The organism is Niallia taxi (genome assembly GCF_004005475.1).
Classification (GTDB): Bacteria; Bacillota; Bacilli; order Bacillales; family Cytobacillaceae; genus Niallia; species Niallia taxi.
This window is the reverse complement of record NZ_RZTZ01000012.1, coordinates 1-23,066: the sequence shown is the minus strand read 5'-3', so window position 1 is coordinate 23,066 and position 23,066 is coordinate 1. Positions and strand designations below refer to the sequence as shown.

At 39.5% G+C, this 23,066-nt stretch carries 20 protein-coding genes, 8 tRNA genes, 2 rRNA genes and 1 riboswitch; of the genes, 3 read left to right on the top strand and 27 right to left on the bottom strand.

Annotated features, from left to right (window positions below; all coding sequences use genetic code 11):
- Nucleotides 1-43: 43 nt before the first annotated feature.
- Nucleotides 44-156, bottom strand: a riboswitch (SAM riboswitch).
- A gap of 200 nt (nucleotides 157-356) precedes the next feature.
- From EM808_RS21525 to EM808_RS21515, 3 genes are all read right to left on the bottom strand, one after another.
- Nucleotides 357-779, bottom strand: coding sequence for a CBS domain-containing protein (locus EM808_RS21525; protein ID WP_127740647.1), 423 nt, complete (start codon nucleotides 777-779; stop codon nucleotides 357-359).
- 112 nt (nucleotides 780-891) lie between these two features.
- Nucleotides 892-1,476, bottom strand: a complete 585-nt coding sequence (locus EM808_RS21520; protein ID WP_127740645.1) for an ECF transporter S component — start codon at nucleotides 1,474-1,476, stop codon at nucleotides 892-894.
- Nucleotides 1,477-1,623: 147 nt separating this feature from the next.
- Nucleotides 1,624-2,532, bottom strand: a complete 909-nt coding sequence (locus EM808_RS21515; protein WP_127740643.1) for a LysR family transcriptional regulator — start codon at nucleotides 2,530-2,532, stop codon at nucleotides 1,624-1,626.
- Nucleotides 2,533-2,826: 294 nt separating this feature from the next.
- Here EM808_RS21515 and EM808_RS21510 point away from each other — a divergent pair, with 294 nt between their 5' ends.
- Nucleotides 2,827-4,653, top strand: coding sequence for an assimilatory sulfite reductase (NADPH) flavoprotein subunit (locus EM808_RS21510; protein WP_127740867.1), 1,827 nt, complete (start codon nucleotides 2,827-2,829; stop codon nucleotides 4,651-4,653).
- 24 nt (nucleotides 4,654-4,677) lie between these two features.
- Nucleotides 4,678-6,402: an assimilatory sulfite reductase (NADPH) hemoprotein subunit gene (gene cysI, locus EM808_RS21505; protein WP_127740640.1), complete on the top strand. Its 1,725-nt coding sequence runs from the start codon at nucleotides 4,678-4,680 to the stop codon at nucleotides 6,400-6,402.
- A 39-nt stretch (nucleotides 6,403-6,441) separates the two neighbouring features.
- Here cysI and EM808_RS21500 read toward each other — a convergent pair whose 3' ends face one another.
- From EM808_RS21500 to sigW, 14 genes are all read right to left on the bottom strand, one after another.
- Nucleotides 6,442-7,089 carry an SDR family oxidoreductase gene (locus tag EM808_RS21500; RefSeq protein WP_127740638.1) on the bottom strand — a complete coding sequence of 216 codons (648 nt, stop codon included), beginning with the start codon at nucleotides 7,087-7,089 and terminating at the stop codon, nucleotides 6,442-6,444.
- A gap of 107 nt (nucleotides 7,090-7,196) precedes the next feature.
- Nucleotides 7,197-7,907, bottom strand: coding sequence for a YjjG family noncanonical pyrimidine nucleotidase (locus tag EM808_RS21495; RefSeq protein WP_127740636.1), 711 nt, complete (start codon nucleotides 7,905-7,907; stop codon nucleotides 7,197-7,199).
- 102 nt (nucleotides 7,908-8,009) lie between these two features.
- Entirely contained in the window at nucleotides 8,010-8,900 is an 891-nt protein-coding gene (locus EM808_RS21490) for an aminoglycoside 6-adenylyltransferase (protein ID WP_328169424.1), read from the bottom strand.
- A 4-nt stretch (nucleotides 8,901-8,904) separates the two neighbouring features.
- Nucleotides 8,905-9,588, bottom strand: a complete 684-nt coding sequence (locus EM808_RS21485; RefSeq protein ID WP_127740634.1) for a DUF2278 family protein — start codon at nucleotides 9,586-9,588, stop codon at nucleotides 8,905-8,907.
- A gap of 162 nt (nucleotides 9,589-9,750) precedes the next feature.
- The gene (locus EM808_RS21480; protein ID WP_127740632.1) at nucleotides 9,751-10,554 is read right to left on the bottom strand and encodes an ABC transporter ATP-binding protein; all 804 of its coding nucleotides are present in this window, start codon (nucleotides 10,552-10,554) and stop codon (nucleotides 9,751-9,753) included.
- Nucleotides 10,554-11,591: a FecCD family ABC transporter permease gene (locus EM808_RS21475; protein WP_127740630.1), complete on the bottom strand. Its 1,038-nt coding sequence runs from the start codon at nucleotides 11,589-11,591 to the stop codon at nucleotides 10,554-10,556. Before EM808_RS21475 ends, EM808_RS21480 begins: the two co-directional genes overlap by 1 nt.
- Nucleotides 11,588-12,595: a FecCD family ABC transporter permease gene (locus EM808_RS21470; protein WP_412758969.1), complete on the bottom strand. Its 1,008-nt coding sequence runs from the start codon at nucleotides 12,593-12,595 to the stop codon at nucleotides 11,588-11,590. Before EM808_RS21470 ends, EM808_RS21475 begins: the two co-directional genes overlap by 4 nt.
- 25 nt (nucleotides 12,596-12,620) lie before the next feature.
- The gene (locus EM808_RS21465; RefSeq protein ID WP_127740626.1) at nucleotides 12,621-13,673 is read right to left on the bottom strand and encodes an iron-siderophore ABC transporter substrate-binding protein; all 1,053 of its coding nucleotides are present in this window, start codon (nucleotides 13,671-13,673) and stop codon (nucleotides 12,621-12,623) included.
- A 253-nt stretch (nucleotides 13,674-13,926) separates the two neighbouring features.
- Entirely contained in the window at nucleotides 13,927-15,729 is a 1,803-nt protein-coding gene (gene glmS, locus EM808_RS21460) for a glutamine--fructose-6-phosphate transaminase (isomerizing) (RefSeq protein ID WP_127740624.1), read from the bottom strand.
- A 453-nt stretch (nucleotides 15,730-16,182) separates the two neighbouring features.
- Nucleotides 16,183-17,532, bottom strand: a complete 1,350-nt coding sequence (gene glmM / locus EM808_RS21455) for a phosphoglucosamine mutase (RefSeq protein ID WP_127740622.1) — start codon at nucleotides 17,530-17,532, stop codon at nucleotides 16,183-16,185.
- Nucleotides 17,533-17,575: 43 nt separating this feature from the next.
- Nucleotides 17,576-18,892 carry a CdaR family protein gene (locus EM808_RS21450; protein ID WP_127740620.1) on the bottom strand — a complete coding sequence of 439 codons (1,317 nt, stop codon included), beginning with the start codon at nucleotides 18,890-18,892 and terminating at the stop codon, nucleotides 17,576-17,578.
- On the bottom strand, nucleotides 18,889-19,710 hold the full coding sequence (gene cdaA, locus EM808_RS21445; protein WP_127740618.1) for a diadenylate cyclase CdaA: 822 nt from the start codon (nucleotides 19,708-19,710) through the stop codon (nucleotides 18,889-18,891). Before cdaA ends, EM808_RS21450 begins: the two co-directional genes overlap by 4 nt.
- A 233-nt stretch (nucleotides 19,711-19,943) precedes the next feature.
- Nucleotides 19,944-20,591, bottom strand: coding sequence for an anti-sigma factor family protein (locus EM808_RS21440; RefSeq protein WP_127740616.1), 648 nt, complete (start codon nucleotides 20,589-20,591; stop codon nucleotides 19,944-19,946).
- A 17-nt stretch (nucleotides 20,592-20,608) separates the two neighbouring features.
- Nucleotides 20,609-21,172 (bottom strand): RNA polymerase sigma factor SigW, encoded by a 564-nt coding sequence (gene sigW, locus EM808_RS21435; RefSeq protein WP_127740614.1) that lies wholly within the window; start codon nucleotides 21,170-21,172, stop codon nucleotides 20,609-20,611.
- 449 nt (nucleotides 21,173-21,621) lie between these two features.
- Between sigW and EM808_RS21430 the strand changes: the two genes are divergently transcribed.
- Entirely contained in the window at nucleotides 21,622-21,780 is a 159-nt protein-coding gene (locus EM808_RS21430) for an aspartyl-phosphate phosphatase Spo0E family protein (RefSeq protein ID WP_127740612.1), read from the top strand.
- Nucleotides 21,781-21,912: 132 nt separating this feature from the next.
- Here the strand turns inward: EM808_RS21430 and EM808_RS21425 are convergent.
- The 10 genes from EM808_RS21425 to EM808_RS21380 form a co-directional block, all read right to left on the bottom strand.
- Nucleotides 21,913-21,985 (bottom strand) — tRNA-Lys (locus tag EM808_RS21425).
- A 1-nt stretch (nucleotide 21,986) separates the two neighbouring features.
- Nucleotides 21,987-22,061 (bottom strand) — tRNA-Gln (locus EM808_RS21420).
- A gap of 33 nt (nucleotides 22,062-22,094) precedes the next feature.
- Nucleotides 22,095-22,178: transfer RNA gene (locus EM808_RS21415), tRNA-Tyr, on the bottom strand.
- Between the two features lie 34 nt (nucleotides 22,179-22,212).
- Nucleotides 22,213-22,288, bottom strand: a tRNA-Thr gene (locus EM808_RS21410).
- Between the two features lie 31 nt (nucleotides 22,289-22,319).
- Nucleotides 22,320-22,395, bottom strand: a tRNA-Val gene (locus EM808_RS21405).
- An 8-nt stretch (nucleotides 22,396-22,403) separates the two neighbouring features.
- Nucleotides 22,404-22,478, bottom strand: a tRNA-Glu gene (locus EM808_RS21400).
- Between the two features lie 16 nt (nucleotides 22,479-22,494).
- Nucleotides 22,495-22,567 (bottom strand) — tRNA-Thr (locus EM808_RS21395).
- A gap of 30 nt (nucleotides 22,568-22,597) precedes the next feature.
- Nucleotides 22,598-22,672, bottom strand: a tRNA-Asn gene (locus EM808_RS21390).
- 10 nt (nucleotides 22,673-22,682) lie between these two features.
- Nucleotides 22,683-22,799, bottom strand: a 5S ribosomal RNA gene (gene rrf / locus EM808_RS21385).
- 162 nt (nucleotides 22,800-22,961) lie between these two features.
- Nucleotides 22,962-23,066 (bottom strand): 23S ribosomal RNA (locus EM808_RS21380); the annotation flags it as partial.

Genomic DNA, 23,066 nt, shown 5'->3' with positions numbered 1-23,066 from the left:
AAAAAATCTTTCCATCTTCGGAAAGAAACAAGGTAATATAACTACCTTATCTTTCAAAATGGAGACCATTTTGTTGGACTTAGCACCTTGCCTTTTTTTCAATTGCAGGTTGCTGGACATCATCGGGCCAATTCCCTCTGTCACTCTTGATAAGCAATGTTTTTTCTAAATTTTATCACAATTGATTATATTGTCAACAAGTTTTACTAGTTGTTTAGTCGGAATTAAAACATTAAACATTTATAATTTTCCAATAACCATATATTAGCATATGCAAAAATAAAATATAAGCAGCATGTCTTAAAAACCTAATGCCAAAAAAACCCACCTTTGACAGTGGGTCTTTTTTGAAGCAATTAATGGAGTGGGTCAGATATATCACTTAAGGCTTGTCCTGCTTCATCAATGTGAATATTTACTCTTGCAAGGTCCCCAATTGCACAAATACCGACAAGCTCGCCATTCTCAACGACAGGCAGGCGGCGGATTTGCTGTTCTGACATGATGTTAGCACATTCATGAATATCCATATCTGGAGTGCAAGTTGTTACATCCGTTGTCATAACATCATGACAATGAACCGTATTACCGTCTTTGCCATCAGCAATTGCTTGGATGACAATATCACGGTCTGTGATCATTCCAATTACCTTTTTTCCTTCACATACAGGAACAATCCCAACGTTAACATCACGCATAATTTTAGCAGCTTCCACGATAGCGTCATGGGGCTGACATACCTTAACATCCGTTGTCATAATTTCTTTTACAGTTGTCAAAACAACTCACCTCCAAAATTAATCTCTAATATTGTCCCGTTTTATTAAAATATTATGACAGCCACCATTAATTACTAATGAATAACAGCACAAAAAAAAGCAGCCAAGGCGGCTACTTTCTTAATCTTAATAATGGTTTTGAAATAATGGGCGCAAGTATACCGGAAAGGATTACTTCTGTTACACCATTAGTACCTACGATTGTTAACAGCGCAGGCAAGAGCTTATCCATGTCCATTTCTAGAAAATTCGCATATGGCTCACGATAAAATAAATAAATCAGTCCAAGTACTAAAACAGTATTTGTTAAAGACCCGAGCACACCAGCAATACTCATTCTTACTGTTTCACTAAGCTTTTCACTAAGAATTCGATGAAATACATATGCAGCAACAACACCAATTAAAACCCGAGGCAGCACAGATATGAGCGGATTTGTGAAAACAATTGGCGCAATTGGACTAGTTGGTGCTACAAATGCTCTGATAAATGTGATAAGTCCCCAAATACCACCAACAATGGCTCCTTCCTTTGGTCCAAGGACAATTGCTGCGATAATAACTGTCACCTGAATAATCGTCAAACTAAGCGGTCCAATCGGTATATATCCTAAAAACGGGATCGTGGTTTGAATAATAATAATGGCAGAAAGCATCCCTAATAGGACAATTCGGAATGTCTTATTTTTCTTGTTCATAACTTAACTCCTTTTAACGAAAAAAATCTTCTTCGTTATCATACTACAAAATACGCAAGAGACAATAGGTGACAGACTAAAAAAAGCCTTATTTCTAGCTATTTGCGGTTTATCGTTTCTTATGCATTTTTTCACATAAAAGAATTTCTATTTATCCTGCTCCTCTTCATGAAACGGATATTTCTTATTCAATGCTTGAATAAATGTTTTTACGTTTTGCTTCTCCTTCATAATTGGCGAATACACATAGGAGAGTGTCCTTTTAAATACTTCCTTCTCAAGCGTGATTGCAGAAAGATTACCTGCCTGAATATCCCTTTCAATCACACATTTAGATAAAAGCGTCAAACCCATACCATTAATGACCGTTTCTTTAATCGCTTGGTTGCTGCTTATTGTCAGAAGTGTCCCTACCTTCAATGCGTTGGAACGAATTACATGATCCAAATACTCCCTTGTGCCTGAACCTATCTCGCGAGTTATCCACGCTTGGTTTTGCAGGTCCTTCATAGGCACCTTGTCCTTGTTAGCAAGAGGGTGCTTAGCAGAAGAAACAACAAACAGCTCGTCCTCCATAAAGGGATGGACAGAAATTTCCTTGTCATTTGTCTGACCTTCAATTAACCCAATATCAACTTGGTAGCGTCTTACTGACTCTACTACCTCTTCCGTATTACCAATTGTTACTTGCAGGGCCAAATCTGGATGAGTTGTTTGAAGCTCAAGCAGCAGTGGCGGTAATATATACTCACCTATAGTAAAGCTCGCACCTATCTTTAAATCTCCTTTAATGGCATGATGGTGCTCTAATATATTCTGCCTTGTCTGTTCATATAAAGTGATCATCTGAACTGCACAGTCATAAAGAATTTCTCCAGTAGGAGTCACCTTTAAATATTTTGGCGACCTTTCAAACAATTTAGTTTGAAATTCCTTTTCCAAATTTTTTATATGCAGACTTACACTTGGCTGAGACATCAAAAGAATTTCAGCTGTTTTAGTGAAGTTCTTTACTTCTACAAGTGTGACAAATGTTTTTAACGCATCATATTGCAACAAAAACACTCCCTTTCATCAGATGAAACCGAATTTATTATGATAGCTATTATTAAGATTATTAATAGCTCCAATAAGTTAAATGTATTTTACTAATTCTTTAACATCCAGTAAAGTACAATTATATATGCACTAAGAATATACCTTTTTTTTCAGAAAAAGATTCTGCCTAAAATCCGATTTGTCTTATTGGATTAATAAATTTAGAATCTAATCTTAGTTCCGAATGAAAAATATGATTTAAAAAAACAATGTTGAAAATGGAATCGATTTTTTTTAAAGAGGTGAATATTGTTGCAATTACTAGTAACGAACAGTCCTTTTAACCAGGAACAGACAGAGCTGTTGAACCGTCTTTTGCCAACCTTATCCGAAAGTCAGAAAATATGGCTGAATGGCTATCTTTCTGCATCCTTATCAGTCAGCGCAAATGCGGCCGTTCCCACAGCCGAAACTCCTGCTGCATCGATTGCACCAGTTGCTGCAGAACCAGCCTCTAAGGAGGTCACAATCCTTTTCGGATCACAAACAGGAAATGCGCAAAACCTTGCCAAAAAAAGTGCGAAAATACTGACAGATAAAGGTTTTCAAGTCACTACATTATCAATGAGTGACTTTAAGCCAAACAATATTAAGAAACTCAATAACTTACTTATTATTGTCAGCACACATGGAGAAGGAGACCCGCCAGATACAGCATTAACATTCCATGAATTCCTGCATGGCAAAAGAGCACCAAAATTAGAGAACTTAAACTTCTCCGTTTTGTCTCTCGGCGATAGTTCTTATGAATTCTTCTGTCAAACTGGTAAGGAATTTGATGAACGCTTAGAGGAAATCGGCGGCAAGCGCCTGTTACCACGCGTTGATTGTGATTTAGACTTTGAAGAACCGGCAAATGAATGGCTTGAAGGTGTGTTGAGCGAGCTTGGAAACACAAGCACAGCCGCTTCAAGCGTAGAAACACAAGAATTAGCAACACTCTCAGAAACAGAATATTCAAGATCAAAGCCTTTCCTTGCAGAGGTACTCGAAATCCAGAACCTTAACGGCAGAGGCTCAAATAAAGAAACACTTCATATTGAGCTTTCGCTTGAAAACTCTGGTCTAGCATATAAACCTGGTGACAGCCTTGGAATTTATCCAAAAAATGAGCCAGAGCTTGTTGACCTGCTGCTAACAGAGCTGTCCTTTCATGCAGAGGAAACTGTTTCAATAAATAAAAAAGGCGAGATACGCTCCATTAAGGAAGCTTTGCTTTCCGAATTTGAAATAACTGTTCTTACAAAGCCTTTAATAGAAAAATTCACAGCGTACTCGACAAACGAATCGTTGCAGGATCTTCTTAAAAAGGAAAACCAGGATAAATTGAAAGCGTATATTGATGGACGAGACTTACTCGATTTAATTAAGGACTTCGGGCCTTGGAATTTTACCGCGCAAACCTTTGTTGCACAATTACGTAAATTACCTGCCCGTCTGTATTCTATCGCAAGCAGCTATACAGCAAATCCTGAAGAAGTTCACCTGACGATCGGAGCAGTCCGTTACAGCGCACATGACCGTAATCGGAAAGGTGTTTGCTCCATTCTTTGTGCGGAGCGCTTAAACCCAGGTGATAAAATCCCTGTCTTTATTCAGCAAAATGAAAACTTTAAGCTTCCTGAAAATCCTGAAACTCCTGTCATTATGGTAGGACCCGGAACAGGAATCGCTCCATTCCGATCCTTCCTGCAAGAGCGTGAGGAAGCAGAGATTGAAGGAAAATCATGGCTGTTCTTTGGAGATCAGCATTTTGTCACAGACTTCCTTTATCAAACTGAATGGCAAAACTACCTTAAAAGTGGGGTATTAACAAAAATGAACGTCGCATTCTCCCGCGACACTGCCGAAAAAGTTTATGTCCAGCATCGTATGCTTGAGCACAGCAAGGAATTATTCGAGTGGCTGCAGGAAGGTGCCTCAGTTTATATTTGTGGCGATGAAAAGCATATGGCTCATGACGTGCACCAAACATTAATTAACATCATTGAAAAAGAAGGCAATCTCAACCGTGAAGATGCCGAAAAATACCTTGCAGCAATGCAGCAGGATAAACGCTACCAGCGTGATGTTTATTAAGATTAACTGAAAGGAGTTTTTCCAATGGCTAGACCAATACTAACTGCACCAGAAGGACCGCCCTCACCAAATGAACAATTAAAAATAGACAGCAACTATTTACGCGGAAGCTTGAAGGATACGATGCAAGAGCAGCTAACATCAGGTATCCCACACGATGATAACGTGCTAATGAAATTTCACGGAAGTTATCTGCAGGATGACCGTGACCTTCGTAATGAACGTCAAAAGCAAAAGTTAGAGCCTGCCTATCAATTCATGCTTCGAGTTCGGACTCCCGGAGGTGTCGCAACACCTGAGCAATGGCTGAAAATGGATGATCTTGCCCAACGTTTTGGAAACCAAACGTTAAAGCTTACAACACGCCAAGCATTTCAAATGCACGGTATTTTGAAATGGAATATGAAAAGTACGATTCAGGAAATTCACCAATCCATGCTTGATACCATTGCAGCTTGTGGTGACGTTAACCGGAACGTAATGTGTAATCCTAATCCATACCAGTCGGAAGTACATGGCGAGGTATTCAGCTGGTCTAAAAGATTAAGTGATTACTTGCTTCCACGTACACGCGCTTATCATGAAATTTGGCTGGATGAGGAAAAAGTAGCTTCTTCTCCAACAGTAGAGGAAGATATAGAGCCAATGTACGGTCCTGTTTACTTGCCAAGAAAGTTTAAAATAGGAGTAGCTGTTCCACCTTCCAATGATGTGGACGTTTACTCACAAGATCTTGGCTTTATCGCAATCGTTGAAAGCGGAAAATTGGTTGGTTTCAATATTTCCATCGGTGGTGGTATGGGTATGACACATGGTGATACAGAAACATATCCGCAGCTCGGTAAGGTTATCGGCTTTTGTGAGCCTGAGCAAGTATTAGAGGTTGCGGAAAAAGTAATTACCATCCAACGCGACTATGGAAACCGCTCTGTCCGTAAAAATGCCCGTTTCAAATACACAGTCGATCGCCTCGGCGTAGAAAATGTCAAAGCAGAGTTAGAATACCGTCTTGGCTGGAGCTTACAAGAAGCAAGAGAATTCCACTTTGATCATAATGGCGACAGATATGGCTGGGAAAAAGGCGTCAAAGGAAAATGGCATTTCACATTATTTGTTGAAGGCGGCCGTATTAAAGACTTTGATGACTACAAGCTGATGACAGGCTTACGTGAAATTGCAAAAATCCATACAGGTGATTTCCGCCTAACTGCTAATCAGAATTTAATTATCGCTAATATTTCAACAAAAAATAAGAAAAAAATTACAGAGCTGATTGAACAATACGGGTTATTAGATGGCAAGCGCTTCTCTGCGCTGCGCAGAAGCTCCCTTGCTTGTGTTTCATTGCCGACATGTGGTCTTGCAATGGCAGAGGCTGAGCGCTATCTGCCTCGTTTAATCGATAAAATCGAAGAAATCGTTGATGCAAACGGCTTGCGTGATAAAGAAATTACCATTAGAATGACAGGCTGCCCTAATGGGTGTGCTCGACACACAATAGCTGAAATCGCATTTATCGGAAGAGGTCCTGGCAAATACAACATGTATCTTGGCGCAGCCTTTAACGGCAGCAGATTGAGCAAGCTGTACCGTGAAAATGTCGGTGAAGAAGAGATCTTAAGCGAGCTTGGTGTCCTTCTTCCGCGCTACGCAAGAGAAAGATTAGATGGTGAACACTTTGGAGACTTCGTCATTCGTGCCGGTGTTGTCAAAGCAGTAACAGATGGAACAAACTTCCACGCTGTATAAACAAACAAAACGAGATAGGAAAAATCCTATCTCGTTTTATTATGCCAAACCATTAAAAGCTTCTGGTAGTTGTGCTTCCCCTGAAACCAAATCAAAGGAACGCTTATATGTTCTTGAATCATCAAGTGATGCCACTATCACTTTTGCAACATCTGCTCTCGGAATATAACCCCTTGTAAGGTTTTCTTCAATTTGCACCAGTCCTGTACCAGGTTCATCTGTAAGTCCACCTGGTCTGATAATTGTATAATTAAGCTTGCTAGCGAGTAACATGCGGTCAGCATAATGCTTAGCAACATAGTAAGGTAATATATGCTCATTCCAGTTTTCTCTTGTTTGTGCCTGTAAAGCACTAACCATTATAAAGCGTTCAATTCCCGCCTTTTCAGCTGCCTCTATCGTTTTCACAGCACCGTCTAAATCAATTAATAACGTCTTATCAGCACCAGTGCTTCCACCTGACCCAGCAGTAAACACAATCGCATCACAGCCTTCCATTGCTTTGCTCAACTCGTCGACACTTCCTTCTAAGTCTGCAAGCACTGCTTCCACACCTTGGCTTGTGTAAGCTTCCTTTTGCTCTGCTGAACGAACCATTGCCCTGACAGTGTGCTTATCCTCTTCCTTAAGTAAATCTACAAGGATTTTTCCTATCTTCCCGTTTGCACCTACGACTAAAGTTTTCATATATATGACCTCCCTTTCTTCTATATAGATTGTCTCATTCGACCTATAAAAACTTCAAATAGTTTGATTCTATAAAAAAAAGCCATCTGCAAAAGATGGCTCAACTATTAAACAGATTCTGTCTTCCTTGTAACTTCTAAAACATTGTAAAGCTCATCCAAGCTCTTCACTTCATAGGTAGGCTTCCATTCTGTGGTGTTTTCAATATCATTAGGATTCACCCAACAAGTATCAATACCTGCTAAAATGCCACCTTTAATATCTGCAGTTAATGAGTCTCCAATAATCAGTGTTTCACTTAATTCGCAATTAGGAATTCTCTCAAAAACAAAGTCAAAAAAACCCTTCATCGGTTTCTGGAAGCCTGTATCCTCCGATACAAAAACAGCTTTAAAAGCTGGAAAAAGCCCTGACAGCTTTAAACGTCGATCCTGTGTTTGTGAAATACCATTTGTCACAATATACAAATCAAAATGGTCCTTCAGTTCTGTAATAACTTCCAACGCACCACTCATGAGATAATGTCCCTCTCCAAGTCCCCTGCGGTAATGCTTTTCCAATTCCGGACCGTCAACCGACTTTCCAAGCTCCTTAAACAGCAGGGTAAAGCGCGTGTTGAACAATTCATCACTTGAAATCAGCCCTTCTTCAAAGGACTTCCAAAGTCGTTTGTTAATTTGTGAATAAATTTTATGGTTTTCAGCATCATATAGAACTCCTTGGCTTTCCAGCAGCATACTCAGTGACGCTCGCTCAGCTGCAGCAAAATCCAATAAAGTATCATCTACATCAAACAGCAATGTTTTGTATTTTCTCATGAAGTATTCCCCCTTAGCGCTAGAAAACTGCCTCTTTTACCTGTGTGCAATTCTATCTTCTAACTATATCGAAAGGGAAAACAAAAATAAAGACCACAGTCCTTAAAAGATATTTTCTGCATGAATAGGCATGCTCCTGAGTCGCTTCAAAAATTTCGTCATTTTTATATCATCTTCGGCTGGATAACTTAAATTCTGCTGCTTTGCTACCTCTTCTCCCAGAAGCCTGAACAAGTCATTCATCATAAATAAGGACTGCCACATATTTTCTTCTCTACTGTCCCCATATGTCTGCCTATACATATTCCAATATTCCTCTGGTAAAAGTTCATGAAAATATTTACCCATCTTGCCTGAGCTCACCTGGAAATGGTGCTTCATGCCAATCCACCATGACACCATTTCATCAAGCATAGGTCTGACAATTGTTTCTGCCATATTTTTGGCATATGGAATCTCCTTGCGCCATATTCCTTTTGCAACATTTTGCTGACACCACCAAAACTCATTGCAAACATGGAAATATCGTATAGCAGTTGGTTCCTTTATATGATAGCTGTCATCAGAGGCAAATGGTATTTCCAGGAGAATTCCGTCCTTATCAAGCAAAGGTATTGTCAGTGAATCTTTTCCATATTGCTCAAGCATCGCTTCCTTTGTTTCAATATGAAGGTCAATCCGGTTGCCGTCTGTAAACAGCATTAAATAACTATATGATCTGCTCACGTCCACCTCAAGACCAGCAGCTAAATCCATCCTATCAGGCTCCTGTATCATGATAAGCTCGCCAAACACTTGGATCCATGCTTCATCCCCTATAAAGAGTCCTGTTTCTGTGACAACATAAACGATATCATAATCCTGCAGAATATCCTTTTTTACCTTTGGGTTTGCTCTTGATCCATTCATATACACCGCTCTAATTCTGTCATCGCCTTTAGCTACAGTAAGGATAAGCTCAAGCATTTCTTGTTCTGATCTAATGACGCACACCCCTTTACTTTACCGTTAAATAACTGCATTCCTCCACAGGCTTAATAGCATGTCCGTTTTCATCTGTGCACCATGATTGTGATTGGAACGCAAGAAAAATACCTACCCAGCGATTTTCCTCCTCAAAGTGAATAAGGATGCCGCCATCCTGCCAAACACCATTATCCTTTTTCCATCTGCCCACATTGCCTTGATTCATATGAATATCATGAATGCCATTACCAGGCTTAAAGTGGAAATAACGATCAGCCAAAGTATTCTCTGGCCCCCATCTTTCCCCAAAAGCATAGATAACCGCATCCCGTTCAAGCGCCTCTTTCACATAAAACTGCAGCTTCTCATTCAGGTCATTGTCCGCCCCATCAATATCTGCTGGTAGTGGAACCATTTTTTGAGGATCAAAGAGATTGCCTCTAACATAATCAAGTCCAATGTCAGGGTTATTTTCTTTTATTAGCGTAAACCCATGTTTTAACGCAGGCAGCTTAGAGATGTCCTCTGAATTAAAATCTTCTCCCACATAGAAAAGAACCTCAGACGGATACGACTGTGACTCAATATTGACTGCAATCCGGTAATCAACGCCTTCTTCGTCCCGTATATGAATTTGATAATGAGGATTTTCTCCGCTTCCCATCATCACATCAACTGCTTTGCCCTTTAGCACACCGTATTTGTTTAAAGACATTCTAACTCCTCCTCTTAATTAATTTATAGCTTACTATCAAACCTTTTCGAGAGGCTTTACGAATATCCTTTTAAAAAGTTACAATACAGCTAAAATAAGCACCAAGACCTAAACGAGCTAAAATAAAAAACCTCCAGTCATTTTAAACTGGAGGGATCGCTATTATGGTTTAACATGATATCTGCCTTTAGGTACAACTAAAGGTGTTGCTGAAACAGGGTCATTAATAACCGTACAATTCAGACCAAATATCTCTTTTACTAATGTACTTGTAATTATCTCGGATGGCTTTCCTTCTCCTACAAGCTTGCCCTTTTCAAGAGCAAATATATAGTCAGCATAACGAGCTGACAAATTGATATCATGAAGAACCATCACAATTGTCGTGCCGTATTTCCGATTAAGATCTGTTAACAAATCTAATATCTCCACTTGATACGTAATATCTAAAAAGGTTGTCGGCTCATCTAGAAATAAAATATCCGTTTGCTGTGCGAGTGCCATTGCAATCCAGACACGTTGTCTTTGACCGCCTGACAGCTCATCAATGTCATGATTTGCAAACTCTGTAATCTTCATGATTTCCATTGCTTCTGCAACCGCATCATAATCCTTTTTCGACCAGCCACTTAACAATGATTGATGCGGGAATCTTCCACGGCCAATTAAATCGGCTACTGTTATCCCTTCTGGAACAACCGGCGATTGCGGTAATATACCTAAAACCCGTGCTAATTGTTTTGGTGGAATTTTGCTGATTGCTTTACCATCAAGAGTAACCTCACCAGATGATGGCTTAATTAATTTAGCCAAGGTTTTTAGCAGTGTCGATTTCCCGCAGCCATTTGCTCCGATAATAACACTGATTTTATTGCTGGGAATTTTCAGCTCAATTTCGTTTAATATCATTTTATTATCGTAGCCTGCTATTAATTTTTGCGCTCGAAAATCATGTATCGTTTCCATTACAATTCTCCCTTCCGATTCATTCGAATTAATAGCAAGATTAAGTATGGTGCACCAAGCAAGCCTGTTATGACACCGACTGGAAATCTGTATACAAATGCAAATTGTCCAACTAAATCTGCTACTAAAACTAAGCTGGCTCCTACAAGACCTGCCGGCAAAATATTAGAGAATCCAGTGCCTACTAATCTATTAGCAATCGGTCCTGCAAGGAAGGAGACAAACGCAATGGGACCCGTTGTAGCTGTTGCAATAGCAATCATAAAGACAGAACTGACAATAAGTAAAACTCTTGTTTTATCTGTTGAGACACCAAGCGAAGATGCCATTTGCTCACCAAGCTCCAAAATATTCAATTGTTTACCTAACAAGAGAACAATTGGAGTAAATATAACGACTGTAATAATAAGTGGCGGCAATTCATCTATTTTTGAACCATTAAGACTGCCATTAAGCCATCTAAGTGCTGCTGGAATATCCTGCTGTGAACCAATTAGCAAAAGATAGGATATGACTGCGTCAAGTATAGCCTGTATCCCTATCCCAATAAGTATTAACCGGCCAATCGAAAAGGATTTTCCCCGAGAAAGCAAATACATAAAAACAACCGTAATGAGACCTGCAATAACAGAAGCAAAGGAAACAACTGCATTACTCGTATGGAACATCGTAATACATAAAACAGCCGCAGCACTTGAGCCAGATGTTATACCTAATACGTTTGGGTTTGCAAGTGGATTTTGCAGCATTGTTTGAAAGATGTAGCCTGCAACGCCGAAAGCAAACCCAGCAAATAAACCAGCTAGCATTCTTGGTAAACGTATCGTATTTACAGCAAAAGTAACACCTGCAATCCGCTCACCGGAAAGGGAACGAATCACTTCCTGAATCGGATAAATAGTGTTTCCAAGCAATAGCATCGCGCAGCAAAGAATACAAGTTAGCACAAACAGTAAGCTAGTAACTTGTATCCAGCGCCGCCGTCTTTTCCTGATGCCTGTCATAATAAAGTTTATTTCACCAAATTGATTTTTCATAATGACCGCACTTTCGATTTCTTAGCTAATATAATTAGGATCGGTGCACCTATAAATGCCGTAACTACACCAACCTCGAGTTCTCCAGGACTAGCAATTAGTCTTCCAATCACATCAGAAAACGTTAATATAATTGCCCCTGTAATAGCTGACATAGGTATTACAAAACGTACATCCGGGCCAAGAATAAGTCTCATCACATGTGTAGACATCAGACCAATAAAGCCAATAGGACCTGCTAATGCAGTAGCTGCCCCACATAGCACAACTCCGCCTATTGCTCCTCCAAGACGCAAAAATCCAGGCCTCACACCGAGTCCTGTTGCAACATCATCCCCTAAAGCAAGAGCGTTCAATGCTGGGGCCGAAATAAAGGCAATAAGAATGCCAATAGCCAAAAAGGGAAGGAAGGTTGTGATAGAATCCCATGTACCTGAGCCCACACTGCCTACCTGCCAAAACCTGAATTGATCCATCGCATAAGAATTTGGAATTAAAATAGCGGTGACAAGGGAAGAGAGAGCTGCAGTTGTTGCAGCTCCCGCCAATACAAGCTTTATTGGTGTTGCTCCGCCCCGTCCCATTGAACCAATTCCAAAAACAAATGCTGCCGTTAATGCTGCTCCCAGTAAAGCGAACCATATATATTGATTTGCTGTACTAATATTAAAGAATGCTAGTCCACAAACTACAAATAATGATGCACCAGTATTCACACCAAGTATGCTGGGATCTGCCAGTGGATTTCGCGTAATAGCCTGCATCAGTGCGCCAGATACTCCAAGTGCTGCTCCGCATAGCAAACTGAAAACTGTTCTGGACAAACGTTTACGTACAATATTTGCCCCAAACGAATCTTCATTTTTGCCAGACAAACCATCTAAAATGTCTTGAAAACTGACTACACGAGCACCAAATGCTAGTGAAGCTACAATACAAGCAATCAACAATATAATGGATAAAATTATAGTCAGCTTAAAGTTTTTTGGAACATGCAGGTCCATCTGTTTACCTTTTGGAAAGAAGAAACTATTCATTTATTTTATCAATTGCTCCGCCAATTAGCTCAAGGTAATCATCAATAGTGTATTCGATTGAAAGCGGAGTTGGTGTTCCCGCAGCAACCAATGGTGTGTCACTTGCAATAAATGCTACTGAACCTCTTTTAACTGCAGGAATATTTCCAAGCAATGGATCAGCTTTAATTGTGTTATATAGCTCATCATTACCATAACCAACAATTACGTCAGCATCATTAAGAGCCTCTACGTTTTCAGCACTCAATTCTAGAGAGTAACTGTTAGGGTCTGTAATTAAATCCTTCACACTATCTGGATAGTCAAGACCAAGTTCTTTTAAGAAGGCAACACGTGAATCAACTGGTGTGTAAAGATGCAATTTAGACAAGTCATCTGCTGAGAAGTTAACCCAAACAACCTTTTTGCCTTCAATTTGAGGGTATTTAGATGCTTTCTCTTTAAGCATATCTTCAATATCTGTAATAAGCTGTTCGCCCTCTTTTTTCATTCCCATACCAGTTGCATTTAATTCAACTTGTTCACGCCAAGTTGTTGCCCAAGCTGCAGTTGGATATGCAACAACTGGAGCAATTTCAGAAAGAGTATCGTAATCTTCTTGTGTAATACCAGAGTAAGCAGCAAGAATTACATCAGGCTTTGCATCTGAAATAGCCTCAAAATCAAGTCCGTCTGTATCTTGGAATACGTTAGGGTCTTTCACACCAAGCTCGTCCAGCTTTTCTTTTGTCCAAGGCAGTAAACCACTGTCATCTTGTACTCCAAAGTTTGCTGCTGAGAAACCTACAGGAGTCACTCCAAGAGCTAAAGCCACATCTTGATTTCCCCATTGAATTGTAACAACACGTTCTGGTTTCTTTTCAATAACCGCTTCGCCTAAAGCGTGTTTAATTGTTATTGGATATTCAGAATCTGAATTGGAAGAAGCAGATTCATTTTTATCTGAGTCATTTGATGAAGAATTGGAGCAACCTGCTAAAACCAAGATTGCTACAATTGAAAATAGCAATAGCTGAAGAAATGGCTTTCTACGTTTTGTATGCATGACTTAATCCCCTCTTATATATTAATAGTTTATTAGTGGCGAAAGTGATAAGGTACTTCCTTAATAATTTATGTTAAGCACAGCTCGATTCACCACATTTTACAATGATTATCATTCTCAACTATAATAATTGTTTTTTACTTTTCTGTCAATTGTTTATTTAAAAGACAAGAATCTGCTTTTTTGGTTAACACTTACTTTTAATACAAAAAACCCCTGCAGTCTGGAGACTACAGGGGCACTTAAATAACTATTATTCAACAGTAACAGATTTAGCCAAATTGCGTGGCTTATCAACGTCACAGTCTCTATGAAGTGCTGCATAATAAGAGATAAGCTGCAGCGGTAATACAGAGATAAGGGGTGTCAATAACTCATGCACAGCTGGAACAATAAAGCGGTCACCGTCCATTTCCAAACCTTTCATAGAAATGATACACGGATTTGCACCTCGTGCAACTACCTCTTTAACGTTTCCACGAATGCTCAAGTTGACACTTTCCTGTGTTGCTAAGGCAATGATTGGTGTTCCATCTTCGATTAAAGCGATTGTGCCGTGCTTTAATTCACCGCCTGCAAAACCTTCTGCCTGGATGTAAGAGATTTCTTTTAGCTTAAGCGCACCTTCTAGACCAACATAATAATCGATTCCGCGGCCAATAAAGAATGCATTTCTTGTTGTAGACAGGTATTCTCTAGCAATCGTTTCAAGTTCTTCTTTTTGTTCAAAAACAACTTCCATTGCGTTAGCGATAATACCTAGCTCATGCACTAGGTCAAAGCTACTGTCATAGCCTTTGCTTCTTCCTGTCACTTCTGCAAGGATGGACAATACTGCCATCTGTGCAGTGTAAGCCTTCGTAGAAGCAACAGCAATTTCAGGGCCAGCGTGCAGAAGCAATGTATAATCTGCTTCACGAGAAAGTGTAGAACCAGGAACATTTGTTATCGTGATAGCAGGATAACCAAGCTCCTTCACTTGCACAAGCACAGCTCTGCTGTCCGCTGTTTCACCACTTTGAGTAATAAAGATAAACAATGGCTTCTCAGAAAGCAACGGCATATTATAGCTAAATTCACTCGCAACATGAACCTCTACTGGAATCTTCGCCAAGCTTTCGATAAATTGCTTACCGAGCAAACCTGCATGATAAGAAGTACCTGCAGCAATAATATACAAACGGTCTGCTGCTTTAACAGCATCAATGATAGCCGGATCAATTGTCAGCTTCCCATCTTCAGCTCTATATTGTTGAATGATTTTGCGAATAGCAAGCGGCTGCTCGTCAATTTCCTTCAACATATAGTGTGGGTAAGTTCCTTTTTCAATATCGCTAGCATCCAATTCTGCCGTATAAGCTTCCCGGGAAATAACTTCTCCATCTAAAGTCTCAATAACTACTTTGTCTTTTGATACAAGCACGATTTCTTTATCTACAAGCTCAACATATTGATCTGTCACTTGCAGCATAGCCATCGCATCGCTCGCTACTACATTGAAGTCTTCACCAAGACCGACAAGAAGCGGGCTTTTGTTTTTGGCAACATATATTACATCTTTGTTTTGTTCATCTAATAATGCAAAAGCATAAGAGCCTTTTAGCATTTTTAAAGTTTGCACAAACGCTGCTTTAACATCTTTGCCGCTTTCAACAAAGTGTTCAATCAACTGAATGACCACTTCTGTATCCGTATCGCTTTTCATTTCAACATCTGCCAAGTATTCCTTTTTTAACAGATCATAGTTTTCAATGACTCCGTTGTGAACAATTGTGAAACGATTAGAAGCACTTTTATGCGGATGTGCGTTTAATCTGCTTGGTACTCCATGTGTAGCCCAACGAGTATGGCCAATTCCTATTTCAGCAGTGACTGTTTCATCCACAATGCTGCGCAAATCTGCAATTCTGCCTTTTTCCTTGAAGACCTTCACTCCAGCCTCATTGCTAAGAGCAATACCTGCAGAATCATATCCTCTATATTCAAGCTTTTCTAGGCCCTTTAATAAAATCTCTTTTGCATCCGGGTTTCCGATAATACCAACAATACCACACATACTTCTTTTCCTCCGTTCTAGGGGAGCAAGAAGCCTTACTAGGGGACAACTTGCTCCCCTATCTCTGTAATTTTTTATAAACATTTATATTAGCATGCCCTATTCTTTGTGCATTAAGTTGCCTTAATGTTTTAAAATAAAGCTCTCGATCTGCTACATAACCGGGAGGTATCCGCCGAAATATCGATAAACCTCCTCCTCGTCAACTAGCACACGCTTCGTCCACTGCTAGTTCAGGCGCTTTGTATAACTAATCTTCTTAATCTCCCTCCTTTTCTTTCGTTTGCTTTTTTCACAAAAGCAGATTAATCATACCTTACTTACAAATAATTCGTCAAATACTAATACATAATACATATTACTTTTTATGAAAAAAGAGGATAAAGAAGATTCGATCAGCGAACTTCCTTACCCTCTATCCTATTCATCTTATATAATAATGTGACTGACTTACTATTCCTTCAATCCCATTTCCTTTTCTACTACTTCAGCAATAATATTGACATATGCATCACATAATTCACTAGTAGGAGCCTCTGCCATTACGCGAACAAGAGGTTCTGTCCCTGACGGTCTGACTAAAATTCTGCCGTTTCCGTTCATGTCCTCTTCCACTTTACTGATGACTTCTTTTACTTTCTCATTATCTGTTACATGATACTTGTCCGTTACCCTTATGTTCACAAGTTTTTGCGGGAATTTTTTCATTTCTCCGGCAAGCTCTGATAAAGGCTTCTTCGTTGCTTTCATAATATTCACAAGCTGTAAACCTGTTAATAGTCCGTCACCAGTAGTATTGAAATCAAGGAAAATAATATGACCAGATTGCTCTCCGCCAAGATTATAACCATTCTTACGCATTTCCTCCACTACGTAACGATCTCCTACTGCAGTTGGAATGCTTTTAATACCATGCTGTTCCAAAGCCTTATAAAAACCTAAATTACTCATTACAGTGGATACAACGGTATCTTGCTTCAGTCGGCCAGTCTCTTTCATGTACTTAGCACATATATACATGATTTGGTCACCATCAACAATATCTCCTTTTTCATCGACCGCAATCAAACGGTCACCATCGCCGTCAAATGCCAATCCAACATCAGCTTGCTTTTCCTTTAAGAATTCGGCTAATGTTTCCGGATGTGTAGAACCTACGCCATCATTGATATTTAATCCATTTGGAGATGCTCCCATTGTTGAAATGTCCGCATCCAAATCTGCAAATAAGTGCATAGCAAGAGCCGATGTTGCACCATGTGCACAGTCAAGCGCCACATGAATTCCTTCGAATTCTTCATCCACAGTCTGCTTTAAGAACTGAAGATATTTCTGTCCGCCTTCAAAATAGTCATTAACTTGTCCAAGGTCAGCTCCAGTTGGTCTTGGTAGTGAGTCAACATCCTGATCAATTAATGCTTCAATTTCCAATTCCTGCTCATCTGAAAGCTTAAAGCCATCTGGACCGAAAAACTTGATGCCATTATCGGCAACAGGGTTATGGGATGCGGAAATCATTACTCCAGCCTGTGCTCCCAAAACTTTTGTTAAATAGGATACACCTGGTGTAGATATGACACCTAAACGCATTACCTCTGCACCAATGGAAAGCAATCCTGCTACGAGGGCTCCCTCCAGCATATGGCCTGAAATACGAGTGTCACGACCAATTAACACTTTAGGTCGATCTTGATCTTTTGTTAGGACGAAGCCACCGAACCTTCCAAGCTTAAATGCTATTTCAGGTGTCAGTTCACTATTTGCTACTCCTCGTACTCCATCCGTACCGAAATATTTACCCATTCCTAAATCGCTCCTTCTAACTAATATGAATCTTTATCAATTTTTAAGCATCTTTTTCCGTTATTGAAACACTTGCTGTCTCTTTTGCCAGTTCCCAGCTAATATCATCCGGACCTTCGACCATAATCTGGACCTCATGCTCTCCAGCAGACATTCCTGTCAAATCCAGAAACAGAGAAAAATCTGATGCAGCCAAGCCTTTTACAATGTCGTTTGCTCCTGTTACATCGAGGCTTGCGCTTTTATCAACCGGATCTGTTATCTCAGCCTCAAACTCATTTCCTAAGCCTTGTATACTTATTGGTATTCCACTTATTGTTCTCGTGCTCGTTTTTTCTATAGTTGCTGTCTCATCTGAATCCTCTTCCTCATTTGCAGATTCATTTGAACTTGTATCTTCCTTCCCTACCGTCACCTTAACGGTTGCAGTTACCAATTCTGGTTCTACAGCTGTTACCCCGTTTGAGATGATCACAGGAAGCTCTATATTTTGATCCTTGTCTATATCACTCAGGTCAACTTCAACTCTTGTACTGTCCACTTCTTTTAGTATATCTTCTGGACCTGAAATTGTCGCTTCTGTTTTGTTTAATGTTATGGAATCAATCGTAACATTAGCTGGCGGATCTCCCTTTTCCACAATATTGATTGGAACTGTTTTACTTGTTCTTGTTACAGGGATATTCACTTCCACCGTTTCTGGTTCCACTTCTACATCTAATTTATTTAAACTGCTGTCTAACGCAGATATTTCAGCTTTTTTGCTAATATCCTTGCTAGTCCCTTCTTCAAGCTCTACGTTTGCCTTCACATAAGCTATTTTGTCAATTTCATCTTTTGCACCTGTCACTGTTACAGTGGAAGGACTGATTGTTGCTGTTCCAGTTGAATAACCTTTTGCAATTAAGCTGCTGTTATACTCAGCTTCCACACTCACTTCTTTTGATACTTTTTCCTTCAATGTAACCTCGATAGTGGCCGGATCGATGACTGCTTCCAGCTTATCAGACAGATCCTTGACTTGAAGAGCAACCTCTTTTGTACCAATTTCCGCATCAGTCAAATCGACATACACTTCAAAGTTCTTTTGGAGTCTTGCTGATTGAACATGGACAGTCGGACCTGTAAGTTTCACATCCACTGTTTCCGGAACTCCAGAAACAATAAGATTATCTGTATCGTAATACACTTTTACAGGCATATCCTCTACCAGTCCAGAGTCTTCTGAACTAGGAACGTTCACATCATTGGATTTGTCGCTGCCGTCATATACATATAAAAACAGCAACAATGCCAATGCAAAGGCAATTACCTTCATAAACCAATTACTTTCACCGATTCTGTCAAATAACTTATTCATTTATTCTTCCCCTTCCAGCCCCACTTAACAGAAGAAGCATGTCTGGCAGAAGGTGCAATTAACGCACTGGACAGTAGTTCTTTAAATGCTTCCAATTTAAGCTCTCGATGGAGATCACCATTTTTAGTAATAGATATGGACCCTGTTTCTTCTGAAACAACGATCGTTATGCTATCTGTTACCTCACTGATGCCTAGCGCTGCTCTGTGCCTTGTACCCAGCTCCTTTGATATAAACGGACTTTCTGATAATGGGAGATAACAGGCGGCAGCAGCAATATTATTTTTCTGCAATATAACGGCACCATCATGCAGAGGAGTATTTGGAATAAAGATATTTATTAGTAATTCAGATGATATTTTTGAGTCTAAGGATATTCCGGTTTCAATATAATCATTCATGCCCGTCTCCCTTTCAATGGAGATAAGCGCACCAATCCTTCTTTTTGCCATATAATCGACTGCTTTTACAATGGAATCGACCACATGCTGTTGTGCCTGGTCTTCTGGTATTCCGCTTCGTGAAAAGAACTTTCCTCTGCCGAGCTGTTCAAGCGCCCTTCTAAGCTCCCCTTGGAAAATGATGATAAGACCAAGAGCACCCCACTGAATCACTTGCTCCATCATCGTTCCCATTGTCTGCAAGTTAAAATAATCACTTAGCAGCTTTACAATCAGAATCACAAAGATACCTTTTAATAATTGGACTGCTTTTGTGCCCTTTACTATCATAAGGATTTTATAGATGACATACCACACAAGGAGAATGTCCACTGTATTCGCTAAATATTTTAAAAAAGGGAAATCTGCTAACGACATTTTCCTTCCTCCAAAGCATATATATTTCATAAGCAATCGCTGCTTCTTTTTGTTTACCTACAATTATCATATTATATCACATTTGCGTTTAATACCAATCTGGACAAACTAAATTTAAAAAACAGAAGAATGATTTAGGTAATTGTGCATACAGAAAGGAAAAATCTTGATTTTATTATATGATTCATCTAATATTTTTAACCCAACTATTTACAATAGAAAAAACCCTGCAATCAATATGCAGGGAGACTTCCACTACTTCCTTCTTCACTTTTAAATACATTAGTTATATCTTCCAAAGTGCTCTTAATATAGTACCAAAGCCAATCAAAGACCTCATTTACTTCCTCTATCTCACCTGTAACCTGATTGGATGAGGCCATATATTTCTGCCCATTTATAACAGTGACATTTCCGTTTACTTGTCCTTCTATCTTTATATTACCGTTCCGAACTACAATGTCCCCTTCAACAACTTCTCCCTTAGGAACAATTACCGTATCATTTTCAACGACAAGATTAGGCTGCTTTGACACCGAAAATTCATGGTTTTCATTCCACGCAGAAAGGAGACTTGAAACCATCAGTACAATGAATAAAGATGCTGCTGCAAAAATAGGATGGTTACGCACCCATCTTTTGAAAACTGCCTGTTTCTTTTCCTTTGGCAAAAGTCCAAGCACATTCTCAGTGAAATTTGCTGGAGCCTGTATATGGGAGGTGCTTTGAACTAATGCAATCGTCTTTTTCAATTCATGAAAATGAATGGCACAGTCCTCACACTCATCCAGATGTTTTTTTAACTTTACTTTATCTTGTTCTAGGATTTCCTCATCAAGATATTGATGCATATATTCTATAACTTCTGTTGAACAAGTCATATTCTTTCACCTTCTTATTAGACATGCCGTAATTGCTTTCTTAAAGCTTCTCTTCCCCTGTGAATGCGTGTTTTCACTGTACCAAGAGGCAGCTCAAGAATTTCACTAATCTCGTTTAGAGACAGCTCTTCAATATATTTTAGTACAATCACAGATCGATATTTCTCTGGCAGCTTTGATATTTCACGCTGTATCAACGCTTGCAGTTCCAAGCTTTCCACATCTTCTTCAGGCAGCCTTGTATCTGAAGAAATTTGTGAGTACATATTCAGACCATCAGTACCCGGCACTTCAGCATCCAAATAATAGTCTGGCTTTTTCTTTCTAATCCTGTCGATACATAAATTTGTCGCAATTCGATAAAGCCATGTAGAAAACTTCAAGTCCATGTTAAAACGATTTATATTAACATATGCTCGAAGAAAGGCTTCTTGTGAAATATCCTCCGCTTCATGTCTATTCCCTAGCATCCGGTAACAAATTTGAAACACTTTGTCCTTGTAAATGTCAATAATATCACCGAACGCATTTTGATCCCCTTTTATCACTTGCTTAATTCTCTTTTTTATTAATGCTTCCATCTATTTACCCCCGCTCTAAATGCGGCTAATCGATTAATACGTATCGATAGCGAATAAGGTTTCATTTTTTTTTATTTTTTTCTATTTTAGCTTAATAAATTAAAATCCAATGCTCCGAACAAAAAAAAAGAGTTAACAGAAATTATTCAATTGGATGTCTGCCCTTCCAAAATAAACCTAAATAAAAGAATCATGTTTTTTCCTGTAAAAACTGATATATCCATCTTCCTTCTAAAGAGGAACAGGAAGCAAGTAACTTTAAACATTTTTCTTAATATGTATATTTACTACTTTTGAATGACTTTACTACTATTTTAACAAATTATGACAACATGTGGTTTAATTTTTTTCAGATTGGTTATAAAAAAAGGGAATAATATGTTAAAATCATGACAACATAATTTTTTTCAGATAGAATGAAAATTAACTAATGGATGAGGGTGAAGCCAATGTGTGAGCAAAAGTTGTTAAAAGATATTGAGGAGCATCGAGAAAAGATGATCTATTTAGCAAATCTCACTTCTTTTTCGCACCCAAAAGTAATTGATATAAGCGCAAAATTAGACGAATTGCTGAATAAGTATGACAGTTTTATTAAAGCAAACTGATAAAATTCATTAACTGCGAAATATGCCTCCTATATACTATTACAGTACATTGGAATTAATGTCTCGCATATTTAATGAATCATAAATACATAAAAAAACCAAGCAAATGTTTGCTTGGTTTTTAAATAAATATGAGCCATGCAGGATTCGAACCTGCGACCCTCTGATTAAAAGTCAGATGCTCTACCAACTGAGCTAATGGCTCTTGGCTGGGCTAGCTGGATTCGAACCAACGAGTGACGGAGTCAAAGTCCGTTGCCTTACCGCTTGGCTATAGCCCAAAAATAAAAGGACATTCTCTGTCCAATTTGAAATGGTGGAGGGGGACGGATTCGAACCGCCGAACCCGAAGGAGCGGATTTACAGTCCGCCGCGTTTAGCCACTTCGCTACCCCTCCGAATATTGGATTACAATAATTCTTATTTCATAAATGGTGCCGACGAGAGGACTTGAACCCCCAACCTACTGATTACAAGTCAGTTGCTCTACCAATTGAGCTACATCGGCGTGTATCTAAAATCTTCTATTATATTAAAAATGGTGGAGGATGACGGGATCGAACCGCCGACCCTCTGCTTGTAAGGCAGATGCTCTCCCAGCTGAGCTAATCCTCCATATATATTGGTGACCCATACGGGATTCGAACCCGTGTTACCGCCGTGAAAGGGCGGTGTCTTAACCGCTTGACCAATGGGCCTTTATTGTTTATTCTAAGCTTCCAACCGGGCTCGAACCGGTGACCTCTTCCTTACCATGGAAGTGCTCTACCTGCTGAGCTATGGAAGCAAGCTGCTAACATATTACTCAATGTTTTTATGGCTCCGCAGGTAGGATTCGAACCTACGACCGCTCGGTTAACAGCCGAGTGCTCTACCACTGAGCTACTGCGGAATAATGGTATGCCTGGCGACGTCCTACTCTCACAGGGGGAGAGCCCCCAACTACCATCGGCGCTGAGAAGCTTAACTTCCGTGTTCGGTATGGGAACGGGTGTGACCTTCTCGCTATCGCCACCAGACTATTTTTTAAGAACAGATTATATAATATCATATCCTTAATTAATTTGTCAAGGTTTTATTCCCTGAAAACTAGATTATGTTGTAAGAAAAAAGCTTGAGTAATCTTTCATGTCCAGCTTCAAAAGCCTATCAATTTAAGCGGGCTTTTTCCGCTTTTCGTTTTAGTTAAGTCCTCGATCTATTAGTATTTGTCAGCTCCACGTGTCACCACGCTTCCACCTCAAACCTATCAACCTGATCATCTTTCAGGGATCTTACTAGCTTAC

Coding starts and splice junctions, on each gene's coding strand:
- EM808_RS21500 (WP_127740638.1), bottom strand. CDS start 7,089: ATGAAAACTTTAGTCGTAGGTGCAAACGGGAAGATAGGAAAAATCCTT.
- glmS (WP_127740624.1), bottom strand. CDS start 15,729: ATGTGTGGTATTGTTGGTATTATCGGAAACCCGGATGCAAAAGAGATT.
- EM808_RS21470 (WP_412758969.1), bottom strand. CDS start 12,595: ATGGACCTGCATGTTCCAAAAAACTTTAAGCTGACTATAATTTTATCC.
- cdaA (WP_127740618.1), bottom strand. CDS start 19,710: ATGTCGTTAGCAGATTTCCCTTTTTTAAAATATTTAGCGAATACAGTG.
- EM808_RS21520 (WP_127740645.1), bottom strand. CDS start 1,476: ATGAACAAGAAAAATAAGACATTCCGAATTGTCCTATTAGGGATGCTT.
- EM808_RS21475 (WP_127740630.1), bottom strand. CDS start 11,591: ATGAAAAATCAATTTGGTGAAATAAACTTTATTATGACAGGCATCAGG.
- EM808_RS21465 (WP_127740626.1), bottom strand. CDS start 13,673: ATGCATACAAAACGTAGAAAGCCATTTCTTCAGCTATTGCTATTTTCA.
- EM808_RS21430 (WP_127740612.1), top strand. CDS start 21,622: ATGTGTGAGCAAAAGTTGTTAAAAGATATTGAGGAGCATCGAGAAAAG.
- EM808_RS21450 (WP_127740620.1), bottom strand. CDS start 18,892: ATGAATAAGTTATTTGACAGAATCGGTGAAAGTAATTGGTTTATGAAG.
- EM808_RS21485 (WP_127740634.1), bottom strand. CDS start 9,588: ATGTCTTTAAACAAATACGGTGTGCTAAAGGGCAAAGCAGTTGATGTG.
- glmM (WP_127740622.1), bottom strand. CDS start 17,532: ATGGGTAAATATTTCGGTACGGATGGAGTACGAGGAGTAGCAAATAGT.
- sigW (WP_127740614.1), bottom strand. CDS start 21,172: ATGGAAGCATTAATAAAAAAGAGAATTAAGCAAGTGATAAAAGGGGAT.
- EM808_RS21480 (WP_127740632.1), bottom strand. CDS start 10,554: ATGGAAACGATACATGATTTTCGAGCGCAAAAATTAATAGCAGGCTAC.
- cysI (WP_127740640.1), top strand. CDS start 4,678: ATGGCTAGACCAATACTAACTGCACCAGAAGGACCGCCCTCACCAAAT.
- EM808_RS21495 (WP_127740636.1), bottom strand. CDS start 7,907: ATGAGAAAATACAAAACATTGCTGTTTGATGTAGATGATACTTTATTG.
- EM808_RS21440 (WP_127740616.1), bottom strand. CDS start 20,591: ATGACTTGTTCAACAGAAGTTATAGAATATATGCATCAATATCTTGAT.